The sequence below is a fragment of the Caulobacter sp. RHG1 genome, from assembly GCF_013181195.1.
Lineage (GTDB): Bacteria > Pseudomonadota > Alphaproteobacteria > Caulobacterales > Caulobacteraceae > Caulobacter.
On record NZ_SMZP01000001.1, the window covers coordinates 504255 to 526304 of the forward strand.

28 protein-coding genes and 1 tRNA gene are annotated in these 22050 nt (G+C 64.7%); 15 read left to right on the plus strand and 14 right to left on the minus strand.

Annotated features, from left to right (window positions below):
- Nucleotides 1-4 precede the first annotated feature (4 nt).
- The 3 genes from nhaA to E1H18_RS02305 all read right to left on the minus strand — a co-directional run bounded on the left by nhaA (nt 5) and on the right by E1H18_RS02305 (nt 2158).
- Complete coding sequence (gene nhaA, locus E1H18_RS02295) at nt 5-1243, minus strand: Na+/H+ antiporter NhaA (RefSeq protein WP_172263293.1); 1239 nt, start codon at nt 1241-1243, stop codon at nt 5-7.
- 362 nt (nt 1244-1605) lie between these two features.
- A complete protein-coding gene (locus E1H18_RS02300; protein WP_172263295.1) occupies nt 1606-1800 on the minus strand; it encodes an AlpA family transcriptional regulator in 195 nt (64 codons plus the stop codon).
- Nucleotides 1801-2002: 202 nt separating this feature from the next.
- On the minus strand, nt 2003-2158 hold the full coding sequence (locus E1H18_RS02305) for a hypothetical protein (protein WP_172263297.1): 156 nt from the start codon (nt 2156-2158) through the stop codon (nt 2003-2005).
- A gap of 105 nt (nt 2159-2263) precedes the next feature.
- Here E1H18_RS02305 and E1H18_RS02310 point away from each other — a divergent pair, with 105 nt between their 5' ends.
- From E1H18_RS02310 to E1H18_RS02325, 4 genes are all read left to right on the plus strand, one after another.
- Nucleotides 2264-2779, plus strand: coding sequence for a hypothetical protein (locus E1H18_RS02310; protein WP_194247829.1), 516 nt, complete (start codon nt 2264-2266; stop codon nt 2777-2779).
- A 95-nt stretch (nt 2780-2874) separates the two neighbouring features.
- Nucleotides 2875-3234: a hypothetical protein gene (locus E1H18_RS02315; protein WP_241735856.1), complete on the plus strand. Its 360-nt coding sequence runs from the start codon at nt 2875-2877 to the stop codon at nt 3232-3234.
- Nucleotides 3234-3572, plus strand: a complete 339-nt coding sequence (locus tag E1H18_RS02320) for an RNA polymerase subunit sigma-24 (RefSeq protein WP_172263301.1) — start codon at nt 3234-3236, stop codon at nt 3570-3572. Before E1H18_RS02315 ends, E1H18_RS02320 begins: the two co-directional genes overlap by 1 nt.
- Complete coding sequence (locus E1H18_RS02325) at nt 3565-4059, plus strand: hypothetical protein (RefSeq protein ID WP_172263303.1); 495 nt, start codon at nt 3565-3567, stop codon at nt 4057-4059. The genes E1H18_RS02320 and E1H18_RS02325 overlap by 8 nt, the downstream gene beginning before the upstream one ends.
- A gap of 290 nt (nt 4060-4349) precedes the next feature.
- On the opposite strand, the gene E1H18_RS02330 is transcribed toward E1H18_RS02325, so the two are convergent.
- Nucleotides 4350-4598 carry a hypothetical protein gene (locus tag E1H18_RS02330; RefSeq protein ID WP_172263305.1) on the minus strand — a complete coding sequence of 83 codons (249 nt, stop codon included), beginning with the start codon at nt 4596-4598 and terminating at the stop codon, nt 4350-4352.
- A gap of 223 nt (nt 4599-4821) precedes the next feature.
- On the opposite strand from E1H18_RS02330, the gene E1H18_RS02335 reads away from it, so the two are divergent.
- The gene (locus E1H18_RS02335; RefSeq protein WP_370526412.1) at nt 4822-5184 is read left to right on the plus strand and encodes a helix-turn-helix domain-containing protein; all 363 of its coding nucleotides are present in this window, start codon (nt 4822-4824) and stop codon (nt 5182-5184) included.
- Nucleotides 5185-5192: 8 nt separating this feature from the next.
- On the opposite strand, the gene E1H18_RS02340 is transcribed toward E1H18_RS02335, so the two are convergent.
- Entirely contained in the window at nt 5193-5438 is a 246-nt protein-coding gene (locus E1H18_RS02340) for a conjugal transfer protein TraD (protein WP_241735857.1), read from the minus strand.
- Nucleotides 5439-5493: 55 nt separating this feature from the next.
- Nucleotides 5494-5838, minus strand: a complete 345-nt coding sequence (locus tag E1H18_RS02345) for a conjugal transfer protein TraD (protein WP_370526395.1) — start codon at nt 5836-5838, stop codon at nt 5494-5496.
- A 94-nt stretch (nt 5839-5932) separates the two neighbouring features.
- On the opposite strand from E1H18_RS02345, the gene traA reads away from it, so the two are divergent.
- Together traA and E1H18_RS02355 are read left to right on the plus strand one after the other, a co-directional pair.
- Entirely contained in the window at nt 5933-8791 is a 2859-nt protein-coding gene (gene traA / locus E1H18_RS02350) for a Ti-type conjugative transfer relaxase TraA (protein WP_172263313.1), read from the plus strand.
- An 11-nt stretch (nt 8792-8802) separates the two neighbouring features.
- Nucleotides 8803-9474: a DUF6118 family protein gene (locus E1H18_RS02355; RefSeq protein WP_172263315.1), complete on the plus strand. Its 672-nt coding sequence runs from the start codon at nt 8803-8805 to the stop codon at nt 9472-9474.
- Nucleotides 9475-9503: 29 nt separating this feature from the next.
- Here E1H18_RS02355 and E1H18_RS02360 read toward each other — a convergent pair whose 3' ends face one another.
- From E1H18_RS02360 to arsH, 3 genes are read right to left on the minus strand one after another with little or no spacing between them, the layout of a single operon-like run.
- Nucleotides 9504-10364 (minus strand): DUF2971 domain-containing protein, encoded by an 861-nt coding sequence (locus E1H18_RS02360; RefSeq protein WP_172263317.1) that lies wholly within the window; start codon nt 10362-10364, stop codon nt 9504-9506.
- Between the two features lie 53 nt (nt 10365-10417).
- Complete coding sequence (locus E1H18_RS02365; protein WP_172263319.1) at nt 10418-10927, minus strand: arsinothricin resistance N-acetyltransferase ArsN1 family A; 510 nt, start codon at nt 10925-10927, stop codon at nt 10418-10420.
- Entirely contained in the window at nt 10924-11661 is a 738-nt protein-coding gene (gene arsH, locus E1H18_RS02370; RefSeq protein WP_172263321.1) for an arsenical resistance protein ArsH, read from the minus strand. The genes E1H18_RS02365 and arsH overlap by 4 nt, the downstream gene beginning before the upstream one ends.
- A 56-nt stretch (nt 11662-11717) precedes the next feature.
- On the opposite strand from arsH, the gene E1H18_RS02375 reads away from it, so the two are divergent.
- The 4 genes from E1H18_RS02375 to E1H18_RS02390 are packed head-to-tail and all read left to right on the plus strand — an operon-like array spanning nt 11718 to nt 14356.
- The gene (locus tag E1H18_RS02375) at nt 11718-12089 is read left to right on the plus strand and encodes a helix-turn-helix transcriptional regulator (RefSeq protein WP_172263323.1); all 372 of its coding nucleotides are present in this window, start codon (nt 11718-11720) and stop codon (nt 12087-12089) included.
- Nucleotides 12086-12625, plus strand: coding sequence for an arsenate reductase ArsC (locus E1H18_RS02380; RefSeq protein WP_172263325.1), 540 nt, complete (start codon nt 12086-12088; stop codon nt 12623-12625). Before E1H18_RS02375 ends, E1H18_RS02380 begins: the two co-directional genes overlap by 4 nt.
- A 31-nt stretch (nt 12626-12656) precedes the next feature.
- On the plus strand, nt 12657-13070 hold the full coding sequence (gene arsC, locus E1H18_RS02385) for an arsenate reductase (glutaredoxin) (RefSeq protein WP_172263327.1): 414 nt from the start codon (nt 12657-12659) through the stop codon (nt 13068-13070).
- Nucleotides 13067-14356 (plus strand): arsenite/antimonite efflux transporter, encoded by a 1290-nt coding sequence (locus E1H18_RS02390; RefSeq protein ID WP_172263329.1) that lies wholly within the window; start codon nt 13067-13069, stop codon nt 14354-14356. The genes arsC and E1H18_RS02390 overlap by 4 nt, the downstream gene beginning before the upstream one ends.
- Before the next feature lie 59 nt (nt 14357-14415).
- On the opposite strand, the gene E1H18_RS02395 is transcribed toward E1H18_RS02390, so the two are convergent.
- Together E1H18_RS02395 and E1H18_RS02400 are read right to left on the minus strand one after the other, a co-directional pair.
- Complete coding sequence (locus E1H18_RS02395; RefSeq protein ID WP_172263331.1) at nt 14416-15189, minus strand: hypothetical protein; 774 nt, start codon at nt 15187-15189, stop codon at nt 14416-14418.
- A gap of 208 nt (nt 15190-15397) precedes the next feature.
- A tRNA-Ser gene (locus E1H18_RS02400) sits at nt 15398-15487 on the minus strand.
- Nucleotides 15488-15642: 155 nt separating this feature from the next.
- Here E1H18_RS02400 and msrA point away from each other — a divergent pair.
- Both msrA and E1H18_RS02410 read left to right on the plus strand, forming a co-directional pair.
- The gene (gene msrA / locus E1H18_RS02405; protein ID WP_172263333.1) at nt 15643-16305 is read left to right on the plus strand and encodes a peptide-methionine (S)-S-oxide reductase MsrA; all 663 of its coding nucleotides are present in this window, start codon (nt 15643-15645) and stop codon (nt 16303-16305) included.
- Nucleotides 16305-16655, plus strand: a complete 351-nt coding sequence (locus tag E1H18_RS02410; protein WP_172263335.1) for an MmcQ/YjbR family DNA-binding protein — start codon at nt 16305-16307, stop codon at nt 16653-16655. Before msrA ends, E1H18_RS02410 begins: the two co-directional genes overlap by 1 nt.
- Here E1H18_RS02410 and E1H18_RS02415 read toward each other — a convergent pair.
- Complete coding sequence (locus E1H18_RS02415; protein ID WP_172263337.1) at nt 16652-17281, minus strand: TetR/AcrR family transcriptional regulator; 630 nt, start codon at nt 17279-17281, stop codon at nt 16652-16654. The two genes, E1H18_RS02410 and E1H18_RS02415, sit on opposite strands and share 4 nt — an antisense overlap.
- Nucleotides 17282-17646: 365 nt before the next feature.
- Here E1H18_RS02415 and E1H18_RS02420 point away from each other — a divergent pair, with 365 nt between their 5' ends.
- Together E1H18_RS02420 and E1H18_RS02425 are read left to right on the plus strand one after the other, a co-directional pair.
- The gene (locus E1H18_RS02420; protein ID WP_172263339.1) at nt 17647-20145 is read left to right on the plus strand and encodes a TonB-dependent receptor; all 2499 of its coding nucleotides are present in this window, start codon (nt 17647-17649) and stop codon (nt 20143-20145) included.
- Between the two features lie 440 nt (nt 20146-20585).
- Complete coding sequence (locus E1H18_RS02425; protein ID WP_172263341.1) at nt 20586-20723, plus strand: hypothetical protein; 138 nt, start codon at nt 20586-20588, stop codon at nt 20721-20723.
- Here the strand turns inward: E1H18_RS02425 and E1H18_RS02430 are convergent.
- Nucleotides 20720-21625, minus strand: coding sequence for a TauD/TfdA family dioxygenase (locus E1H18_RS02430; protein ID WP_172263343.1), 906 nt, complete (start codon nt 21623-21625; stop codon nt 20720-20722). The genes E1H18_RS02425 and E1H18_RS02430 overlap by 4 nt on opposite strands.
- A 94-nt stretch (nt 21626-21719) precedes the next feature.
- On the minus strand, nt 21720-21998 hold the full coding sequence (locus E1H18_RS02435; RefSeq protein ID WP_172263345.1) for a hypothetical protein: 279 nt from the start codon (nt 21996-21998) through the stop codon (nt 21720-21722).
- Nucleotides 21999-22050 lie beyond the last annotated feature (52 nt).

Below are 22050 nucleotides of genomic sequence, written 5' to 3' on the forward strand. Positions count from 1 at the left end.
AGATTCAGTCGCGCGCCTGTGACCCTTCGGGCTTATTGCTCTGGGGCGTGAGATCTGGAGCGCTTTCGACCTTAGCTGGCAGCCGCCGTTTGGCGAGGCTCAACAGGGCGGCGCCGAGCAAGGCCGAAACCAGTGACCCGACAAGAACCCCCACCTTCACTTCGTCTTGGAGGGCCGCGTCCCTGAACGCCAACAGACCGATGAAGAGACTCATCGTGAAGCCGATGCCGCACAACAGGCTGACCCCATAGAGCTGCAGCCAAGAGGCCGCGACCGGCAAGCATGCGACGCGCAGTCGAATGGCGAGCCATGCCGCCCCGAAGACACCTAGCTGCTTGCCCATGAACAGGCCCAGGGCCACGCCCAAGGTTACGGGCTCAGCCAGGACCGAAGGCGTCATGCCGGCGAAGGAGACGCCCGCGTTGGCGAAGCCGAAGATGGGAACGACTAGGAACGCCACCCACGGCGACAGAGCGTGCTCCAGGCGGTGCAACGGCGAGGTCGCATCGTCCGGCGCCGCCTTCGAGGCCCGCAGGGGAATGGTCATAGCCAGGACCACACCGGCGATCGTGGCGTGGATGCCCGACATGAGGACAAGCCACCAGAGCGCCAGGCCCAGGACGAGATAGGGTGCGAGCCGCGTGACCTTCATTCGGTTGAGGCCCACCAGCAAGAGACTGGCGATCACCGCGCCCACGAGGGCCGCGACGTTCAACTCCGCAGTGTAGAACACGGCGATGACCAGCACGGCCACGAGGTCATCGACGATGGCCAGCGTCGCCAGGAAGACCTTCAGGCTCGTGGGAACCCGAGGCCCCAGGAGCGAGAGCACGCCGAGCGCAAAGGCGATGTCCGTTGCGGTCGGAATGGCCCAGCCCCGCAGCGTTTCGGCGCCTCCGACGTTCAAGCTGGCATAGATGAGGCCGGGGACGATGACGCCGCCGGCGGCGGCGATGCACGGCAGCGCCCTGTTCGACCAGGTGGCCAACTGGCCGTCTAGGAACTCCCGCTTGATCTCCAGGCCGACGAAAAGGAAGAAGATCGCCATCAGGCCATCGTTGATCCAATGGAGCAGGTCGAGCCCGGCGAACGACATGTGGAGGGCGTTGAAATATCCGTCCGCCAACGCGGAATTGGCGACGAACAGCGCAAGCACCGCCGAGGCCATCAGAAGCAGGCCGCCGGCCGCTCCACTGTCCAGTAGTTCTCTCAGGACGGACGGTTTGCGGGTGCGTTGAGGCATGGCGCGGGTCTCCGCGCTGGCGGCCCGACCAACGTTAAACCCTGACCGACCAACACGGCCGACCACCCAGCCATGTCTATCGCATCAGGCGCCGGGACGAACAAGCCTAAGGCATCCATTCACGGGACACGCCCCTCACGTGGCTCGAACTGGATGGTTACTCGCCGTAAGGCTCAGCCGACAAGATCGACGTGGCGACGCAGTTGCGCCAGAATATGCCTTGCCAGGACTTGTTGTTCGGCGCGGGGATCAGTGGATCCGCAATGCCCTATCTGAGAAACTGGCGACGTCCGTCTATAGCCGGCCAACAGCCTAGCGCTGATGGTCCACTAGCTAGATGCCTCTGCTGGAGTCGTCCTAGGCTATTCGGCACGATATCCGGCAGGATCGTTGATCCAACGGTTGATCGCAGACTCATGCCATCCCGCACCGTGGACACTGATCGGGACCTGGCGAGGAAACGTTCCTTCGCCGATCTTCCGATAGAGCGTGGATCGGCTAAGCCCCGTGCGCGCCAGCACGGTCTTGAGGCGGACTATGCGGTCGAGGTCGGCCATCGTTTAAAGCTCCACAGACTGGGATCTGAAGGCATTCGATGGGCCAGAATTGGATTGCTTGCCTCGGGCGGCAAGGCCTCGCGGGACCAGATCGTACTCTGGGAAACAAAGACAGGCCCTAGGCGCCTCTAGCGAAGGTGAGACCGTACCTTCAGGACGCTCGTCGCGCCCTGGTGCCGCCCGTTTCGCCCTGGGTTCCGGACTAGCTGCGCTCCTCGCGCCGCCGCAGTTCGTTCTCGACGGCTTCGCGAATGAAGGCGGCAAGCTGGTGAGGACCTAGTAGCGCCTCGATACGGCGCACGGTTTCCACCGGCAACCTGACCGTTGTCTGCTTCAATCCAAGCGCGGGACGTCCCATAGGCTCATGCCTATCGGGTGACGAAGCGCCTTCCAACCCAATCACTGCCGCCATCTTCGGAAAATTGACATAACCGATACCGCTTATGTATAAGCGATATCGGTTATGGAGGCAACCACGCACGTTCGGTGTTCGCAAACTGATCAGGCTGGCGATGGAGGGCATATCCAAGTCTCTCGCCGAAGCATCCTCGCGGGAGTAACGGCGGCGCCGCTGGCACCTAGCCCAGATCAAGTTCCCGCTTCCGCAGATCGATCCATTGAAGTCTCTAAGCGTTGGCTCGCCGTCGACGCCGAACAGCGCCGCCTCCAACTTGAATGGGGCACGCTGGAAGGCTGGCTGATCACCCACCGCAGTTGGTACAAGCTCACGCCCGCCCAGCAGTCCGAAATCCCCGAAGGCGCCAGGCTCCCTGAGATCGACGCGCGGCTCGATGTGCTCGAAGTCGAGGGACACGCCCTCCTCAAGGACATGCGGCCGAAGCCAGCCAAGAGCGTCGAGGCCGTCATCGCCAACCTGTCGGTAGCGGCGCGCCTGATCTTCGTGGAAGACCACCCCGAAGCGCACGGCTTGATCACCCGCGCCGTCCGCGACCTCGCCGCTTTCTCCGGTGGAAAGTGACCCGCCGTGTCCCGCGACGACGGGACGGCGCCGACCGCCCCCTAGCGGCGACGTTTAGCCGTAACGCCGCTGGCTTCCACCAAGGCGCCGAGGCGGTGCTGACGCGACACCCCGAAGGCGCCCGCTACTTCCTGGCCATCGCCATCGAACTGGCACTGAAGGCTTACTTGCTGGACCGAGGGATCTGCGACGACTGGAACCGCCTCTATCTCCGGCACGATCTGGTCAAGGCGCTCCGGTTCGCGCGCCGCGCGGGCTTCGCCGATGTCCCCGCCAAGCTCCCCGAACTAGCCGCGCTCCTCAGCCCTTACTATAGCGTCCACGCCATCTCAGAGATGTCGCCGCAAGCTATCGGATCGGTCTGCTGGGTGGAGGCTTGCGAAACTGTCGGAGCGCTCATCGGCGCCGTCATTGAGGTTGCCGGAGCGGATGGTTGTCGAGAAGGCGCAGCGTGATGGCCTGCCTTCGCCTGCCTTGGCCGCTTGTCGTCAGCCAGTGGTGGCGCTGGCGACATCCTGGTCTCTGGCGAGGCCGGGCCTTCGATCCGGACAACACTCAGCAGGTCATGTCCTACGCGGTCTTGCGGCTTTGCCAGGAGATGCGAGACGTTTTCCTGCTCAATCACATCAAGGCGCTCGACTACGCGCTGATAGCGCGTCACCTCGGTCTGTCTGTCGCCGATGTCCAGGCTCGGTTCGCCGAGGCGCTCTTCGAGATCTCGCGCACGATCGATCTGATCGAGCGCGTCCGTCCTCAACCCAAACTGTCCAAAGCGGAGTATCCCGATGTCTGACGACAAGGGGCCATTCGCCGTGTCCCGGCGTGTCGTAATCGGCGCTGCCAGCGCCGCGCCCGTGGTCGGTGGCGCCGGCGGCAGCGCACCGTCAGACCCCGCCGTGGCGCGCTGCGCCGAGTGGCTGGCGCTCGACGCGGAGATTGATCGGCTGGGCCTGCGCTGGTCGGACCTAGAGACAATCCTTGTGCGGCAGAAGCGGTGGGAGCGCATGACGCCCGAGGAGCGCGGGGAGCTGTTGCCGTCCGAGGAGATGGACGCCATCGACAAGCAGATGGAACCGCTGTTCGAGCAGCGGGAGGCGTGGCTGGAGGCTCTTCCCGCTGTCCGCGCCACCGACATCCACGGCGTCGTCGCCAAGCTGGAAGTGGCGCTGCGCATCATGGTCCACCAGCAAGGCGACGGCTACGATCTTTTCAAGGCGACGATGGAGGAGCTACGCACAGCGCGCTGCCCAAACTGCGGGGCGACCGTTTGCAAGCGCTAGCCGCGCCACCTGCGGCAACCGCCCTGCCCACCCCAACCTGCGGGAGCCAGGACCGGAACGGTCGGTGCTCGCCCTGGAGCGCTTGGAGAGCCTCTGCCGGGCGGGATGGTGCGGGTCAAGGGCGGCTTCGCCGTCGCTCCGCGATGCGCCCGCAGGGCGCACCCTTGACGCGCGCCAGCCCGTCCGGCCCTTGTTCCACCAAGCGATCCAGGGTGTCTTGTCTCCGAGCGAAGGTCGGCAACGGCCGCGCGCTCTGTGGTCGGCCGGATAGGCCCAGCCAAGCGGCCCCGTCAGCGCACGCGCCTGAAGCGGACACGGTCCTTGCCAGCGATGAGAAAGGCGTCAAAGCCGGCGTCATCCCAGGCCTTAAGTTGCACTTGGCTCGTGTAGGGATCGGTGGTGTTGGCCCACCACTGTTGCCGGGCGGCGCTCTTGGGAAGCATGGCGCCGAGGATGCGTTCGATCTCGGCGAAGGTCAGTTCGAGTTCGTCTTGACGCTGGCGACGCAGATGACCCGACAGGGGATCGTACTTGGACATCCCGCAGCATCGCCGATTGATCTTGGTACGTCGAATCCGCACACGACTAGCGCGAGCGGCGAACGACCTTGAAAAGCCACGCTTGCGAGCGTTTCTGCTCCCCCAAGAACATTCCTGGATCGGCGGCCTGCCGCCTATCCGCCGCATGGAGACTTTCGTGACCGATACGACTGAAGCTCGCACGCCCAATCTCGTTGATCTCCACGTCGGCGGTCGCGTTCGCATGCGCCGAAAGATGCTGAACATGAGCCAGGAGCATCTCGCCGACGCGCTGAAGCTCACCTTCCAGCAGGTCCAGAAGTACGAGCGCGGCGCCAACCGCGTCAGCGCCAGCAAGCTCTATGAGATCGCCAAGACGCTCCAGGTCCCGGTGTCGTTCTTCTTCGACGGCTTGGCGGACCCGGTGACCAACGAAAGCGATGACGTTGGCGCCGCCGCTGATCGGATCGTCACCGACTTCCTCAACACCCCCGAGGGCATGGAATTGGCGGAGACGTTCCCCAAGATTGGCCGTGGTCGCGTCCGTCGCCAGGTTCTCGACCTCGTCCGCGCCATGGCTGACGACGAAGGCCGCGATAAGGCCTGACGATCTCTTTAGCGGCCCTCCGCCGGGCGGGACTCAGCCTCGAACGCCCGCTTTCCGCCGCGTCGCCAGAGCGCCAGGGTGTGCTCGGCGTCGTCCGCTTTGAGCATGGCCGCCAGAAACGTGAAGGCGCCGTAGAGCGCGGCGCGATCATCGCGGGTCAGCTCAACCAGGCCGGCCTTCTGCACTAGGCCGCCCAGCTCGATCAGGTGGCGGGTGCGCTCGCGCCGCTTCACCACCCAGGCCCGCGTGTCCATGCGAGCTCGACGGGCTTCCAGGCGATGGCGCATTGCTTTTGCCCGATGGTCGGCGTCATTGATCGCCACCAGTGCTTGACGCAGAGCTGCTCGACCCGCCACGAAAGAACCCGGAGCCGCGCTTCCTCCAGGCTTCCTTGCGCGCGGCGTTTCCGGCGTCGGCCAGATCCAACAGTCCGCCGGCCAGGGTGTCGATGTCGAGAGCGTCGGCGCCGGTGGCGATCACCAGCTCGCCAAGCTGCCGAACCTTGCGATCCTTCAGGGTTTTGGCCTTGTCTTCGAGGCTCTTCAGTTCGGCGTCGAAGTCTCGTGGTTTGCGCATCCCAAGTCTCCAGGTTTCGATGATGCACCAATCGTAAAACAGGGCGCCCGGGAATGCTGTAAGGTCGCCGGAACGCACTGGGACGGGCCGGTCCCTCCCGAGATTCTTTCTTGGGAGGGCGCGCTTATACGTCGTGCCGACGTGCGCTCAGAGTAGTAGGTGGTCTGTCGCCATGGCGATCTACCACTTCTCCGTCAAAGCCATCAGCCGCGCCACCGGGGCCAGCGCCGTGGCCTCGGCTGCCTATCGCTCGGCTTCGCGGCTGCACGATGAGCGGCTGGATCGCGACCACGACTTCACCAACAAGAGCGGCGTCGTCCATTCCGATATCATGCTGCCAGAGGGTGCCCCTGAGCAGCTCTGCGACCGAGCCAAGTTGTGGAACACCGTCGAGGCCGGCGAAAAGCGCAAGGACGCCCAGCTTTCGCGCGAGGTCGAGTTCGCCATTCCCCGTGAGATGGACCAGGCGCAGGGCATCGACCTGGCCCGCGATTTCGTCCAGCGCGAAATGGTCGATCGCGGCATGGTCGCCGATCTCAATGTGCATTGGGACATCGGCCCTGACGGTCTGGCCAAACCCCACGCCCACGTCATGCTCAGCATGCGCGAAATCAGCGAGGATGGCTTCGGCGCCAAGGTCCGCGACTGGAACCGCACCGAACTGGTGGAGCGCTGGCGTGAGGCCTGGGCCGACCACGTCAACGAGCGGCTGGCGCAGCTCGACATCGACGCGCGGATCGATCACCGCAGCCTGGAAGACCAGGGCATCGACCTGGAGCCGCAGCATAAGATCGGCCCGGCCGCCGGACGCATGGCCGGCGAAGGCGTCGAGACCGAGCGGCTCGAAGATCATCACCGCATCGCCCGCGAGAATGGCGACAAGATCATCGCCGATCCGCGCATCGCGCTGGACGCCATCACCCGCCAGCAGGCGACCTTCACCCGCTACGACCTAGCGAAGTTCATCCACCGCCACTCGGACGGCAAGGATCAGTTCGACCGGGCCATGAGCGCGGTGCGGACCTCGCCCGAGTTGGTGGCGCTGGGCCAGGACGGGCGCGGCCAGGACCGTTTCACCAGCCGCGATATGATCGCTGTCGAGGGGCGGCTGCATCGCGCTAGCGAAGTGATGGCGGAACGTAGGGCGCACGGCGTCAGCGCGTCGCAGCAACGGCGCGCCCTGTCGCACGCCGAGCAGCGTGGTCTCGTTCTGTCCGGCGAGCAGAAGGCCGCGTTCGAACACGTCACCGAGGGGCGCGATCTCAGCGTCGTCGTCGGCTATGCCGGCACCGGCAAGTCAGCGCTCTTGGGTGTGGCGCGCGAAGCTTGGGAGGACGCCGGCTATCGCGTCCAGGGCCTGGCGCTGTCGGGCATCGCCGCTGAGAACCTGGAGGGCGGGTCGGGCATTGGCTCGCGCACCATCGCTAGCCTCGAGCATCAGTGGGCGACAGACCGCCAGTTGCTGGACGCCCGCGACGTGCTGGTGATCGACGAGGCCGGCATGATCGGCTCGCGGCAGATGGAGCGGCTGCTGTCGGCTGCTGAGAAGGCGGGCGCCAAGGTGGTGCTGGTCGGCGATCCTGAACAACTCCAGGCCATCGAGGCCGGCGCGGCGTTCCGGTCGATCGCCGAGCGCCATAGCCACGTCGAGATCACCCAGGTTCGGCGCCAACGCGAGGACTGGCAGCGCGACGCCACGCGGCAGTTGGCCACCGGCCGGACTGGCGAGGCGTTGGCGTCTTACGAGGCGCGCGGCATGGTCCACGCCGCCGAGACGCGCGACCAAGCGCGGGAGGATCTGGTCGAGCGCTGGGACCGCGCACGCATCGCCGAACCGGGCAAGAACCGGATCATCCTCACCCACACCAATGACGAGGTGCGCGATCTCAATCTGACCGCCCGCGATCGGCTGCGCCAAGCTGGCGCCTTGGGTGACAACGTGAAGGTCAAGGCCGAGCGTGGCGAGCGGCAATTCGCGGCCGGCGATCGGCTGATGTTCCTGAAGAACGACCGTGGGCTGGGCGTGAAGAACGGCATGCTCGGCGAAATCGAGCAAGTCTCGCCCACCCAGATGACCGTGCGGCTCGACGCGGGGCGATCGGTCGTCTTCGACCTGAAGGACTACGCCCAGGTTGATCACGGCTATGCCGCCACCATTCACAAGAGCCAGGGCGTCACCGTTGATCGGACGCACGTCCTGGCGACGCCGGGCATGGATCGTCACGGCGCCTATGTGGCCCTGTCGCGGCACCGCGACAGCGTGCAGATCCACTACGGCCGCGACGAGTTCGAGGATCTCGGCAAGCTGACCCGCGTGCTGTCGCGCGAGCGGGCCAAGGACATGGCCAGCGACTTCGCGGAGCGCCGCGACATCCACGTACCTCCGTCGATGCGGACGAAGCCGCCTCAGCAGCGCCAGCGCGGGATGTTCGCCGGGTTCAAGCCCGCCAATCCGACGCGTCAGCCGACGGCGCCGGCGCGGGAGGTCAGCCAGCTTGATCAGCACCGCGCGATGGAGCGTCACGCCCGCGCCGCGGCCGACGTCCTGCGGATGAACGACCGCGGTCTGCCGGTGCTCGCCCATCAGCGGCGGGCGCTGGAGGAAACGCGCGAGGCGCTGGGGAAGATAAGCCCGCATGGGGCCAAGGATCTTGAACGGGCCTACGCGCGTGAGCCGGGTCTGGCCAGCGAGACCGCTTCGGGCCGTACCCAGCGGGCGATCCGCGTCCTTCAGCTTGAGGCGGAGGTTCGGGCCGATCCGCGTCTACGGGCCGATCACTTTGTCGAACGCTGGCAGGGCCTGGAGCGTCAGCGCTCGGCTCTTCACCGCGCGGGCGACATGACTGGCGCCGGCCAGGTCAAGGACCGCATGGGCGCCATGGCCAAGAGCCTGGAGCGCGACCCGCAGATGGAGTCGTTGCTGCGCGGGCGGCGGGCCGAGCTTGGCCTGCCTTCCGACATGGGACGCAGCGTCGGGCAGGGGTTGTCCCAGTACCTCGGCATCGGCCGGGGGCGCGGGCTTGGCATCTAGGAGGAAAGAAAATGGAACAGGATGTTGGAGCCGGAGAGCCAGCCGATGCGGCGGTGGCCTTCGAGGCGTTGCGCCGCGAGGTGGCGTTGCTAAACGTCGCCGTCGCTGGATTGGCGGCTGAGCGGTCGCCGGCGCCGGACTACAGCGAGACGCTGGGCGAGATCACTAAAGGCGTCTCCGGCGCGGTCGCGCGGTTGGGGAAGGTGATGGCGAGCCCGGCGCTGGCGATGAGCCCCGTGGAGATGGCCCGGCAGATTGCGGCGGCCGGTGATGAGGCCCGGCGACAGGACTGGGCGGCGATGCAGCAAGCCCAGGAAGCGCTTCAGCGCGCCGTTCGCGATCTCGACGGGTGGATCGACCGTGCGCGGCTGGCCAGCGTGCAGAACTGGCGGCTTATGCAGGCGGCGGCCTTCGGCGTCGTCGGCGGGGTGGTGCTCTACGTCAGTGTGTCGACCATTATCGTCAATGCTGCGCCAACCCGTTGGGCTTGGCCGGAGAAGAGGGCGGCACACGTTCTCGACCGCGACATGTGGTCGGCAGGTGAGCGCCTGCTTTCGGTCGCGGATCCGGAACGGTGGCGGCGGCTATCGTCGCAAGCCGCGTCTCCTCGCAAAGCTGAGATAGCCGTTGATCAAAGCCTCGCGGCTAAGCGCTCGCGCCTCACACAAAACCGGAAGCGATGACTCACAAACCCCGCGCTTCTGCCGTATCGCTATCGCCTAAACGGTAGTGTCGATCGCCAAGCGTCCACGCCCGAAGCTTGCAGCCGCTGCGTGATTTCCAGAGCGTCAGCTTCTGTTGCAGCAGGCCCAATTCCCACTGAGACGATCGCGCTTCCTCCACTCGGCTTGCTCAATGGCAAAGACATGGACCGCGTTAGACCAAACGCGCCAGTCCGTTCGAATGGCGGAATGGGCGGTGTTTCAGACCCATCAGTTCGATTGCCGCCGACATCTGTGATGCCCTGAGCGCCGACGACCAACATGCGGGAAACCCGAACCTCTCGCTCATCGGCGAAGGCAGGGTGCTTGATCGTAAAGAGATCGACTATCGCCCGTCGCGCATAGTCGTAGCTTACTTCAAAATCTAAGGGGTCCTCCTCGTAGGCTTCCTGAAGGACCGTCATGCTGGCCCTCAGAAGTCTCGACACGCGCTCTTCGTCATAGAGGACCGTCCGAATGGCGACACCGGCGTCATGCTCAAGATACGAAGCATCGATCCCCACGACACAGCCACCCCCGTTATCGGCGTACAGGCGCCACTGGTTCAGGTCGTCGCGACGTTCGGTCAGCGAACCGATCAACATCGTCATGTTACGCTGAACGTCCTCTAGCGCCGTCAATGCGATTACCCGAGGCACAAGCGACAAGCCGCCTTCAACCGTTGGAAGGAGGCGAAGGTAGAGTTCGCGGGCGAACGCAAACTCCGACGTGTCGTTCATCGCCGTGTACTCGGATAGCCAGAAGGTTTGGCTTTCGATCATCGCAAGCGCCGCCGCGACCGACGTGTAATGGTAGAGAACCGGACACTGGTCCGAGCTAAAGTTAAATGGCGTATGCGGCTTGTCATCCATGACGCCTACTATCGGATGTCAGCCCTCCAGGCGGTCAACGCCGTAATGCGGGACTAGTCGAGATTGACCTCTAGAATGCGCTCGACTGCGACGACGTCGCGCCAGACTCCATCCAGCTTTCCATGCTTCTCATGGACTCCGACCTCTCGAAAGCCGGCTGAGCGCAGAAGCGCCAAGCTGGCCTTGTTCTCAACGAACACCCGCGAGAGCAGCTTCCAGAACCCGGCACCCGTGGCGGCCTCGATCAACGCCTTCATCGCGACGGCGCCCGCGCCCTGGCCGCGACTTGAGCGACGGACGTAAACAGAGAACTCGGCAATGCCCGCGTAGCAGCAGCGATCCGCGTAGGAGAAGGTCGCGGCATAGCCAGCGACCTGACCGGCGTCGTCAATGACGACAACGACTGGATGGCGCCCATCAAACCAACCCGAAAGCTGCTCGGCTGTACGCGGCGTTGTTTCGAAAGTCGCGACCCGGTCGGCGATGCCTTCGTTGTAAATGTCGGCCATCGCAGACGCATCGGCCAGCGTGGCAGGGCGGGTGGTCAGGTGATGCGCGGTCATTTGGCTTGCTGGATCTCGTGGTTCATCGCCGCTGCTCCAAGTTCGACGTGCTCGGCGATCCGACCATTGGCCTTCCGCTCGCTGTAGCGGTCAACGAGGTAGTCGGCTCGATCCCGGGTCAGCAGGGTGAACTTCACCAGCTCCTCCATGACATCGACGACCCGCTCGTAGTAGCTGGACGGCTTCATCCGATCGTTGTCGTCGAACTCCTTGTAGGCCATGGCGACCGACGACTGGTTAGGGATGGTGATCATCCGCATCCAGCGGCCGAGCAGTCGCAGGGTGTTGACCGCGTTGAACGATTGCGAGCCGCCGCTGACCTGCATCACCGCCAACGTCCGGCCCTGTGTCGGACGCACACTGCCGATTTCCAGGGGTATCCAGTCGATCTGAGCCTTCATGATGCCGCTGATCGCGCCGTGACGCTCTGGGCTGCACCAGACCTGGCCCTCGGACCATTGTGACAGTGTCCGCAGTTCCTGGACCTTAGGGTGATCTGGCCCTGTTGCGTCGGGCAAGGGCAAATCGCGCGGATCGAAGATGCGGGTTTCGCAGCCTAGAACGTCAAGGATGCGGGCGGCCTCCTCCACCAGCAGTCGGCTAAACGAGCGCTCTCGCAACGATCCGTACAACAGCAGGATACGCGGCGGATGGGTTGAGGGCTTTGCGGCTTCCAACCGCCTTTGGTCGATCGACGCCAAGAACTTCCGTTCGAGGGCAGGAAACTCGGTCATGCAAGCGACTCCAACTTCGCGATTGATCCATCCCATATTTCCGGCATATTGGAAATATGGAACAGAAAGCCGCCGCAACTAGCCTGTCCGCCCTCGGTCATGAGGGGCGACTGGCGATCTTCCGCCTGCTCGTGAAAGCCGGCCCGGTTGGTATCGCTGCCGGCGAAATCGCGCGCCGGCTGGAAGTGATACCGAACACATTGTCGGCCAACCTCAACGTGCTGTCCCACGCCAGATTGATCACGTCGCGCCGAGACGGACGGTCGATCATCTACTCGGCGGACTACGCGGCCATGAGCGGCCTGCTGGGTTTCCTCATGGAAGACTGCTGCAACGGCGCCCCTGAGATTTGCGCGCCTTTGGGCGAGATCGTCGCCAAAGCCGCCGACTGCGATGGAACCTGCCTTACCGGATTGGAGACGGCATGACCGACGACACCAACCACCGCCCGTTCAATGTCCTGTTCCTTTGCACCCACAACTCAGCGCGCTCGGTCCTCGCTGAGTCGATCATGAACCGGGTCGGCGCAGGGCGCTTCAAGGCCTACTCCGCCGGCTCGATGCCCAGCGGGGTCCTCGATCCCCGCGCAATCAGTCTGCTGCAACACCTGAGCTACAAGACCGACGACCTTCGCTCGAAGGGCTGGGATGAGTTCGCGCCCCTGACCAATCCAGACGCCCCAGACCTCGATTTCGTCTTTACGGTTTGCGACAACGCCGCTGGCGAAGTGTGTCCGATCTGGCCCGGCCAGCCGATGACGGCCCATTGGGGCATTCCCAATCCGGGCGCGATCAAAGGGACCGACGCCGAGAGCGCCCAGGCCTTCGCCGAGGCCTACCGCCAGCTTAACAGCCGCATCACGCTTTTCTGCGCCCTGCCGATGACCTCGCTGGACCGCCTGTCGCTGCAACGGCGCCTGGACGAAATCGGCAAGTCGAGCGCGCCGGACACGTCCGCCGCCTAACCCTTCTCGCTTCCTGCACTGGTGACACCGAATGTCTGACACCGATTTCCCGATCGTGGTCTTCCACAACCCTGCCTGCGGCACATCGCGCAACGTCGTGGCGATGATCGAGGCCGCCGGCTACACGCCGAAGATCGTCGAGTATCTGATCGCCGGCTGGCGGCACGATCAGTTGCGCGAACTGGCCGGCGAGGCGGGCCTGACGTTCCGCCAGTTGATGCGGGAAAAGGGCACGCCCGCCGCCGAGTTGGGACTTCTCGACGACAGCGCCACCGAAGACCAAATCCTTGAGGCGATGATCGCCCATCCGATCCTGGTCAACCGGCCGCTGGTGGTGACGCCGAAGGGCGTCAAGCTCTGCCGCCCCTCCGAGGTCGTCCTAGACTTGCTGGATCGCAAGCCGACGAGCTTCACGAAGGAAGACGGCGAAGTCGTCGTCCTGTGATCCCAGCTCTTCTCATCTTCCTCCTCACCATCACCCTGGTGATCTGGCAGCCCAAAGGGCTGAGCATTGGCTGGAGCGCAACGATCGGCGCCATCCTGGCGTTGGCGACGGGCGTGGTCCACCTGGGCGACATCGCCACGGTCTGGCAGATCGTCTGGAACGCTACGGCCGCGTTCATCGCCGTCATCATCATCAGCCTTCTGCTCGACGAGGCGGGCTTTTTCGAATGGGCGGCCCTGCATGTGGCGCGCTGGGGCGGTGGCAAGGGGCGCTTGCTGTTTACTTCGATCGTACTGTTGGGCGCTGCGGTATCCTCGCTGTTCGCCAATGACGGCGCGGCCTTGATCCTGACGCCGATCGTCATCGCCATGCTGATGGCGCTGGGCTTCAAGGACAAAGCGACCCTGGCCTTCGTCATGGCCGCCGGCTTCATCGCCGACATGGCGAGCCTGCCGCTAGTGGTTTCCAACCTCGTCAACATTGTCTCGGCAGACTTCTTCAAGATCGGCTTTGCGCGCTATGCCGCCGTCATGGTCCCGGTCGATCTGGCCGCCATCGCCGCGACCCTCGGTGCGCTGTTGCTCTACTTCCGGCGGGACATCCCGCGCGGCTACGATGTCGGCCAGTTGAAGGTCCCGCGCGAGGCCATACGCGATCCGGCGACCTTCAAGGCCGGCTGGGTAGTCCTGGCCCTGCTGCTTGTCGGGTTCTTTGGCCTGGAGCCGCTAGGCGTCCCGGTAAGCGCCACGGCGGCGGTGGGCGCCGTCGTTTTGCTCGCGATAGCCGGCCGGGGTCATGTCATCAGCACGCGCAAGGTGCTGAAGGGCGCGCCCTGGCAAGTCGTGGTCTTTTCCCTCGGCATGTATCTGGTCGTCTACGGACTGCGGAACGCTGGCCTGACAGACCAGGTCGCCGGCCTGCTCAACCACTTCGCCAAGGGCGGCGTCTGGGGCGCGGCGTTTGGCACAGGCGTCCTCACGGCCCTGTTGTCGTCAGTGATGAACAACATGCCCACCGTTCTCGTCGGCGCTTTGTCGATCGACGCCAGTGGCGCCTCCGGCGTGGTGAAGGAGGCGATGATCTACGCCAACGTCATCGGCAGCGATCTCGGGCCGAAGATCACCCCGATCGGCTCTCTGGCGACCCTGCTGTGGCTGCACGTCCTCGGAACCAAGGGGATCAAGATATCCTGGGGCTATTACTTCAAGGTCGGGGTTGTGCTGACGACGCCAATTCTGCTGATCACGTTGGCGGCTTTAGCATTTCGGCTCACGGCCCTTCCTTAAGCGGCGACTGATCGCTGGCGAAAGCGGCATTGGCGGAGGTCGCTGACATGCCGTGATGACTAGGATGGCGTTGCTGGCGGCCCCTTCAGGTACTCGTCAAAATCCGCTAGCTCGCTCCACGTTCGTGGAGAGCCATCGAACATGGCGCGAAAGCCATCAGCTAAATCCCGGTGACTTGTTGCTCCCAATATACCTGCGTCAACAGAGATCTTGAAGTCGATCGAGCCGTTCCACATGTTGATCCGACCATAGCCAGGCGCAAAAGCCACTGAATCCCTGACCTTTGGCACCTCGTGTTTAGCTAGCGCCATGCGCAACGCCTCCATCATGCCAAATGTCACATGGATGCGGCGCAGGTCTGCGTCGAGAGTTTCCAGCGCGTCGGGTAGGGCGGCAGCGGTGCGCAGTTGGTGCGCTCTTATTTCTCGTGCCGTGTGGCGATAACCGAGCGGCCTCTCCAATTGAGCCAACCGCGCCTCGACCCGTCCGCCCTTAATCAGCTTCATTGTATCCTTGGCCCGCTGCTTCCAAGTACGGAGGAGCTCATAGGCAGCGAAAATCCACATCTGCGATTGGGCAGCGACAAACGCGGTGTCGAGTGGCGTGCCATCTTCCACCATCCGCGCACGCATCAACTGGCTTTCCAGCTGATTGAGGAAGACATCGACGAGCCCAAGATTGGTGGCTTGCATGCTGAGGAAGGGGTCATCCCCCAGCAGCGTCAGGCGCCTAAGCGCAGCCGGCAGGGCTCCCGGATGGATATCAGCGGCATCTACCCAATCGCGCCCTTGGTCGGGCGCGTCGTGGTCGCTTGGGTCCTCTTCCGGGTCCATGATCTCGACCTACCTCCACCCTACCCGCCAAATTTGGCATTCTGCAGAGATGGTCAAGCGGGGCGAGTCGCTCCGAAGGCGGCGCCCACGCATGAGAAAATAATTTAGCAATCACCTAGCGAGCGCCCAGGGTAAGTGGGGCCCGGAGTGGGGCCGAAGTTGTGAGGCTGGAGATTTCCGTTTAAAATCAACCCCTTAATCGGGGTGGTGGCGGTGAGAGAGGGATTCGAACCCTCGATAGAGTTTCCCCTATACACGCGTTCCAGGCGTGCGCCTTCAACCACTCGGCCACCTCACCAGCGCACTCGAGTCGGGGGTGGTTGAGACCCCCGGCGCGGGAAGGCGCGCAATATACTCAGCGGCCGGCCGGTAGCAAGCGCGTTGCGGGATGAAACTGATCGCAGGGCGAACTATATCAGTCGGCGAAGAATTCCCGGCTCCGAAAGGCCCGCCATGCTGCTGCAGAAAACCCTCGACCTGCCGACCGCCGACACCGCCCTGCCCGGCCGGTCCGCGCCGATCCCCACGGCCGACATCCACTTCATCAACGGCCACCCGCTGAAGGGTCCCTTTCCCGACGGCCTGGAGACGGCGATCTTCGCCATGGGCTGCTTCTGGGGCGTCGAGCGGATCTTCTGGAAAATCCCGGGCGTCTATGTCACTGCCGCCGGCTATGCAGGCGGGATCACGCCCAACCCGACCTATGAAGAGACCTGCACCGGCCGCACGGGCCACACCGAGGTGGTGCTGGTGGTGTTCGACCCGAAGGTCGTCACCTATGAGGCCCTGCTGAAGACCTTCTGGGAGAACCACGACCCGACCCAGGGCATGCGCCAGGGCAACGACATCGGCACCCAGTACCGCTCGGGCATCTATGTCACCAACGACGCACAGGCCGCCGCGGCCGTCGCGTCGAAGGAGGCCTACCAGCAGGCGCTGTCGGCCAAGGGTCTTGGCGACATCAGCACCGAGATCGAGGCCGCCGGCCCGTTCTACTTCGCCGAGGACTATCACCAGCAGTACCTGGCCAAGAACCCGAACGGCTATTGCGGCATCGGCGGCACCGGCGTCGTCTGCCCGATCGGCTTGGGCGTCGAGGGGAGCGTCGAGGCCTGATGAGCCCCGAAGCCTTCGACGCGGCGTGCCTGGCCCTGCCGGGCGCGACCTTGTCGATCCAGTGGGGCGACGACCACGTGTTCAAGGTCGGCGGCAAGATGTTCGCCGTCCGCGGCACGGGCGTCACCCTGGGCGGCGGGATCTCGTTCAAGGCCTCGGACGTCGCGTTCGAGGTTCTGACCGAGAGCGGTCGCGCTGCGCCGGCCCCCTACCTCGCCCGCGCCAGGTGGGTGCATTTCCCCGACCTCGCAGACCTGGACGCCGACGAGGTCGCCGACTGGGTCAAGACCGCCCATGACCTGGTCGCCGCCAAGCTGACCAGGAAGGTCCGGGCCGAAGTGGGCCTCTAGGCCCTCGCCAGTCCCTGGAGCGCGGTCGTCTCGATCGCCTCCAGCAGGCGTTCGTTGGTCAGCCCCGGGGTGCCGCGGGTCCACTTGGTCAGCCAGATCAGCATGCCGACCAGCAACTGGACCACCAAGGCCGGCTCGCACGGCGCGATCGTGCCGTCGGCCACGCCCTCTTCCAGGAACCGCTCGAGCCGCAGCCTCAGGCGCTGGGTCCAGCCTTCGATGGCCTCCTGCTGGGCGGGCTCGAGATAGGAGTGGTCGCCGAAATGCAGCTGGGGGCCGTTCTCGACCCCGTCGTCCAGCAGCGCTTTCAGAAACCGCCGCAGCTTGCACAGCCCCGTGCCGCCGTCGGCCTCCACCTGCGTCAGGATGGCCTCGAAGCGCTCCAGCGAGCGCTGGTGACCGGCAAAGGCCAGGGCCTGCTTGTTGGGAAAGTAGTAGTAGAGCGCCGCGTCGCGCAGCCCCAGCGCCGCGCCGATCTCCGTCATGGTCGCCGCGGCGAACCCCTTGACGTTGATGACCTTGATGGCCGCGTGCAGGATCGCCTCGCGCTTGAGCTCCGACTTGCGGCTCTGCGCCAAGGGCCTGACGTCATCCGCCAAGGCCGCGGGGTCCGAACCCTTCGGCAATCGCGCTCTCTCCCGTTCGGCGCGCTCGATTCTAGCGTCGAGCGAAAAGCCGAGGCGAGAGGCTCGCCCTGAACGTGATTTGGATCAATCCGATAAATTCTAACTTGCGCTAGAATATCGAGTTCATATTAAAATCGCCCCAGCCACATCCGGGATGCAAGACCGGGTGTGCTAGGGGCGAACGATGACGCAAAGCGTCACTATCCTCGGCCAGGCTTCCCCAACCGCCTCGCGCGCGTCGGACGCACGGCCAGGATCGCAGTTCCCCAACGTCAACACGACCGCGCTCCCCACCAGGAAACCTCAGTACGCTCGAGCTGAGGCGGGGAAGAACGCGGCGCATAAAAAAATACAGGGAGTTGAACATGAGAAACGTCCACCTGCTGGGGGCGTCAGCCCTGGCGCTCGCCATCGCCGCGCCCGCCTACGCACAGCAAACCACCGGCAATAGCCTCATCGACGAAATCGTCGTCACCGCCACCAAACGCGAACAGACCCTGCAGGACGTGCCGATCTCGGTCGCCGTCACGGGCCAGAAGACCATCGAACAAGCCCAGGTCCGCGACCTGATCGACCTGCAGACGGTCGTACCCTCGCTGAAGGTCTCGCAGTTCAATGCGACCGGCCAGACCAACTTCATCATCCGCGGCTTCGGCAACGGCAACGGCAACGACGGCATCGAAAGCTCGGTTGGCGTCTTCATCGACGGCGTCTATCGCAGCCGCTCGGCCGCCGCCCTCGACGACCTGCCGGAAATCGAGCGCGTCGAAGTGCTGCGCGGTCCTCAGTCGACCCTGTTCGGCAAGAACGTGTCGGCCGGCGCGATCAGCATCGTCACCAAGCGCCCGCAGTTCGAAACCGGCGGCAAGATCGAAGCCAGCCTCGGCAACTTCAACACCAGGCAGTTGCGCGGCACGTTCACCGGCCCGGTCAGCGACACGCTGGCCGTCCGCGTCTCGGGCAGCCTGAACAAGCGCGACGGCATGTTCACCAACCTGACGACCGGCAACGACGTCAACGACCGCAACCGCTGGTCGGTGCGCGGCGACGTGCTGTGGGAGCCGACCGACAAGACCTCGGTGCGGATCATCGCCGACTACAACAAGATCGACGAAACCTGCTGCGCCGTCGGCTCGATCCTGAACGGTCCGGCCACCCTGGCCATCGGCGGCGTGCTGGGCAAGCCGATCGGCGATCCGTCCAAGATCTTCGACCGCAACGTCATCTTCAACACCGACCCCAACAACACCCTGTCGGGCAAGGGGATCTCGGGCCAGATCGATCACGACCTGGGCTTCGCCAAGCTGACGGCGATCACCGCCTACCGGAACCAGAAGAGCGCTTCGTTCCAGGACATCGACTTCACCGGCGCGGACATCTCCAACAACCGCACGGCCAACACCATCAAGACCTTCACCCAGGAAATCCGCCTGGCGTCCAGCGGCGACGGGCCCGTCAGCTGGCTGGCCGGCGCGTTCTATCAGGACGAAAAGCTCGATACCGGCCGCACCATCACCTACGGCAGCGACATCCGCGCCTTCGCCGACGCCCTCTCGGGTCCGGTGCCGGCCGCTCTGCTGGGCGCCCTGCCCGCCGCGATCCGCCCGGCCCTGACCGGCCGGTCGAACATCTATGCGCTGGAGTTCCTGCAGAGCCTGGCCACGCCGACCCTGGTGCGTCCCGGTTCGACCTACTTCCAGGCCGGCCAGGGCATCAACGACTTCTACAACATGAACCAGAAGTCGTACTCGCTGTTCGGTCAGGTGGACTACGCGGTCACCGACAAGCTGACCCTGACCGGCGGCCTCGCCTATCTGAACGACGAGAAGAAGGCGCGTTCGAACGTCGTCCTGAACGACCCGTTCTCGTCGCTGAACCTGGCGGCCGTGCCGCAGTTCCCGGCCCTGGGCCTGCCCGGCAACATCTACAACGCCCTGGGGGCGCTGCAATTCTTCTACGGCAACACGACCAACCACGCCCCGGTCAACTATCCGAACGCCACGGAGTCCGGGAACCTGAAGGGCGACAAGGTCACCTACGCCGTTCGCGCCGCCTACGACTTCGGCGCGATCAACGCCTATGTCAGCTACTCCACGGGCTGGAAGGCGGGCGCCTACAACCTGTCGTCCGACAGCCGTCCGCCGAACGCCAACGGCGTGGGCCGAACCGCCAATCCGGAAGACGTCGACGTCTATGAAGTGGGCCTGAAGGCCAACTTCCCGGGCGGCTACGCCAACCTCGCGGCCTTCAAGCAGTCGATCAAGGGCTTCCAGTCCAACGCCTTCACCGGCCTGGGCTACAGCCTGGTCAACGCCGGCGAGCAGTCGGTGAAGGGCTTCGAGATCGACAGCGCCTGGCGCCCGGTCCAGTGGCTGAACCTGGCGGCCTCGGTCACCTATCTGGACGCGCAGTACGACAGCTTCACCGGCGCGGCCTGCGTGAACTACGACACCGCCCGCTGCCCGGTGAACCCGCTCACCGGCCTGCGTCCGAACTTCCGCAACCTGACCGGCGACACCCCGGCCGGCATCCCGAAGTGGTCGTTCTCGACCTCGGCGACGATCAACAAGGAGCTGAGCGCCGACTATCAGGGCTTCCTGCGGGTCGAGTACAACTACACCAGCAAGACGCACCTGACCGAGACGACTCCGCCGAACCTGTCCAGCTTCGACCAGAACGTCATCAACGCCTCGCTGGGCGTGACCAACACGCCCCGTCAGCTGGAAGTCATGGTCTGGGCGCGGAACCTGACCAACGACAAGTACCTGATCTCGACCTTCCCGACCGTGGCTCAGGACGGCAGCTACAGCGGCTATCCGAGCGCCCCGCGCACTTACGGCGTGACGGTCCGCAAGAGCTTCTAAAACGGACCGGCGGCCGTCCTCGCGACGGCCGCCGCCAAGCGCATTCGAGACCCCACCTGCAGGCGGTTCGCACTTCGCGGACCGCCTTTTTCTTGCTCTGGTTACCTACGCCCGGAGCGCGTGTGCGCCTTTGTCGCAGACATGTGACAGAGAGGAGCGTTGCCTTGAGGGCCGGACTCGTCGATGTGTCAGGAACTCGGCGCACCCCACCGCGTCCGACAACTTTTTTGTATGGGCCGGCTGGACATGACCCAGCCGGCTCCTTTTCCCGGCAACCGTCTTCCATCCACGGCCAGCCCAAAACGAAAGCTCGACCAAACGTAAAACATTGTACGCGATCTAATCGTGCAACTTTAAATCCCTGGTGAAGCGCTGCCCTTCAACGCTTCATGGACACGACCACAACAGCCGCTCGCAACCCCCGCACAGGCGCTACGACCATGACGTTGACCAAGAGCACCGCACTGAGCTTCGACGCCCGCGCCACGCTTGAGCGCCGCGTGCTGCCGCTGGCCGCGACGGTGCTGCTGTGGGCGGCCCTGATCGACGCCGCCCGCCTGGTCGCACAAGCGCTCTAGAAGGGCTTGTCGCCCTTGATCGTCACGCGCTCGACGATCCGCTCCTGGGGCCAGTAATCCAGGATAGCGTAGTGCTGGGTCGCCCGGTTGTCCCAGAAGACGATGGCGTTGGGCGTCCAGCGGAAGCGCACCTGGTATTCCGGCGCCTTCACCCGATCCAGCAGATCCGCCAGCAGAAGCTTGGCCTCGTCCTCGGGCAGGCCCAGGATCCTCGTCGTGAAGACCTTGTTGACGAACAGGTGCTTGTCGCCGGTCTCCGGGTGCGTGCGCACCACCGGATGGACCATCGGCGGATAGGCGGCCCGTAGCTCCTGGCGCTTGGCCTCATCGACGCGATAGCCGTAGCTCTGGATGATGTCGTGCTCGGCCGTGAGGCTCGCCAACTGGTCCTTCAGCTTCTGGGGCAGGTCGCGATAGATGGCGGCCGTGTCGGCGAACAGGGTGTCGCCGCCCAGCGGCGGCATGTGCCGCATCCGCAGCACCCCGCCCATCGACGGCGCTTCGCGGAAGGTGACGTCGGTGTGCCACTTGTTGGCCGCCCGCACGATCGGCACGATGTCTTCGCGCAGCTTCATGCCGTCAGCGGCCTCGATGTGCAGGATCTCCGGGAAGCCCGGCACATGGGCGGTGACCGGGTGCCCCTCCAGGTCGCCGAAATGGCGGCCGAAGCGGACATGGTCCTCGTGGCTGATGTCCTGGTCGCGGAAGAACACCACCTTGTGGCGCAACAGCGCCGCGCGGATCGCCGCGACGATCTCGGGCTTCAGGTCCTGGGTCAGGTCGACCCCGGAAATCTCGGCGCCCAGCACCGGCCCCGACGGGGTCACGGTCAGGCCGGCATAGTCGACGGCGCCTTCCTGAGGAACGGGAATGGGCTGCGATATGGAAACAGGCGCGTTCATGGCGTCCTCCCGGGACACGCCCCTTCGCGGGCGGCTATGCAGCCACCCTACGACCGACCACCGTTCTCTCAATCCAGATAATCTAACCAGCGCTTCAGGCGCTGAGCGATTCAGCGTTCGACTTCACCCTGGCGGCGCCCTTGCGGCGCACCTCTCCCACCAGACGCTCCTCGCCGGTCGGCAGCGACTCGTAGACGAACACGCTGGCGCAGCCGTGAGCTCCGGCAATGTCCTCAGCCCGATCGAGCGCGTCGCGATCGTCAGCCGCAGCATCGGCAATAAACGTCAGGGACACGCCGTCGGCGCGCCTTGGGTAGAACAAAAACGTAGGCAATGTTTTCGCTCCTGCTTTTCGAGCGGGAGCAGAAGCCAAGGCTTCATCTCTCAGTCGCCGGCGCTCGAAGGAAGATGCTGCCGACAATGCC

Bases quoted from the DNA above. Each gene is read 5' to 3' on its own strand.
- nhaA (WP_172263293.1), bottom strand. From the start codon at position 1,243: ATGCCTCAACGCACCCGCAAACCGTCCGTCCTGAGAGAACTACTGGAC.
- E1H18_RS02300 (WP_172263295.1), bottom strand. From the start codon at position 1,800: ATGGCCGACCTCGACCGCATAGTCCGCCTCAAGACCGTGCTGGCGCGC.
- E1H18_RS02305 (WP_172263297.1), bottom strand. From the start codon at position 2,158: ATGGGACGTCCCGCGCTTGGATTGAAGCAGACAACGGTCAGGTTGCCG.
- E1H18_RS02310 (WP_194247829.1), top strand. From the start codon at position 2,264: ATGGAGGCAACCACGCACGTTCGGTGTTCGCAAACTGATCAGGCTGGC.
- E1H18_RS02320 (WP_172263301.1), top strand. From the start codon at position 3,234: ATGGCCTGCCTTCGCCTGCCTTGGCCGCTTGTCGTCAGCCAGTGGTGG.
- E1H18_RS02325 (WP_172263303.1), top strand. From the start codon at position 3,565: ATGTCTGACGACAAGGGGCCATTCGCCGTGTCCCGGCGTGTCGTAATC.
- E1H18_RS02330 (WP_172263305.1), bottom strand. From the start codon at position 4,598: ATGTCCAAGTACGATCCCCTGTCGGGTCATCTGCGTCGCCAGCGTCAA.
- E1H18_RS02335 (WP_370526412.1), top strand. From the start codon at position 4,822: ATGCGCCGAAAGATGCTGAACATGAGCCAGGAGCATCTCGCCGACGCG.
- E1H18_RS02340 (WP_241735857.1), bottom strand. From the start codon at position 5,438: ATGGACACGCGGGCCTGGGTGGTGAAGCGGCGCGAGCGCACCCGCCAC.
- traA (WP_172263313.1), top strand. From the start codon at position 5,933: ATGGCGATCTACCACTTCTCCGTCAAAGCCATCAGCCGCGCCACCGGG.
- E1H18_RS02355 (WP_172263315.1), top strand. From the start codon at position 8,803: ATGGAACAGGATGTTGGAGCCGGAGAGCCAGCCGATGCGGCGGTGGCC.
- E1H18_RS02360 (WP_172263317.1), bottom strand. From the start codon at position 10,364: ATGGATGACAAGCCGCATACGCCATTTAACTTTAGCTCGGACCAGTGT.
- E1H18_RS02365 (WP_172263319.1), bottom strand. From the start codon at position 10,927: ATGACCGCGCATCACCTGACCACCCGCCCTGCCACGCTGGCCGATGCG.
- arsH (WP_172263321.1), bottom strand. From the start codon at position 11,661: ATGACCGAGTTTCCTGCCCTCGAACGGAAGTTCTTGGCGTCGATCGAC.
- E1H18_RS02375 (WP_172263323.1), top strand. From the start codon at position 11,718: ATGGAACAGAAAGCCGCCGCAACTAGCCTGTCCGCCCTCGGTCATGAG.
- E1H18_RS02380 (WP_172263325.1), top strand. From the start codon at position 12,086: ATGACCGACGACACCAACCACCGCCCGTTCAATGTCCTGTTCCTTTGC.
- arsC (WP_172263327.1), top strand. From the start codon at position 12,657: ATGTCTGACACCGATTTCCCGATCGTGGTCTTCCACAACCCTGCCTGC.
- E1H18_RS02395 (WP_172263331.1), bottom strand. From the start codon at position 15,189: ATGGACCCGGAAGAGGACCCAAGCGACCACGACGCGCCCGACCAAGGG.
- msrA (WP_172263333.1), top strand. From the start codon at position 15,643: ATGCTGCTGCAGAAAACCCTCGACCTGCCGACCGCCGACACCGCCCTG.
- E1H18_RS02410 (WP_172263335.1), top strand. From the start codon at position 16,305: ATGAGCCCCGAAGCCTTCGACGCGGCGTGCCTGGCCCTGCCGGGCGCG.
- E1H18_RS02420 (WP_172263339.1), top strand. From the start codon at position 17,647: ATGAGAAACGTCCACCTGCTGGGGGCGTCAGCCCTGGCGCTCGCCATC.
- E1H18_RS02425 (WP_172263341.1), top strand. From the start codon at position 20,586: ATGACGTTGACCAAGAGCACCGCACTGAGCTTCGACGCCCGCGCCACG.
- E1H18_RS02430 (WP_172263343.1), bottom strand. From the start codon at position 21,625: ATGAACGCGCCTGTTTCCATATCGCAGCCCATTCCCGTTCCTCAGGAA.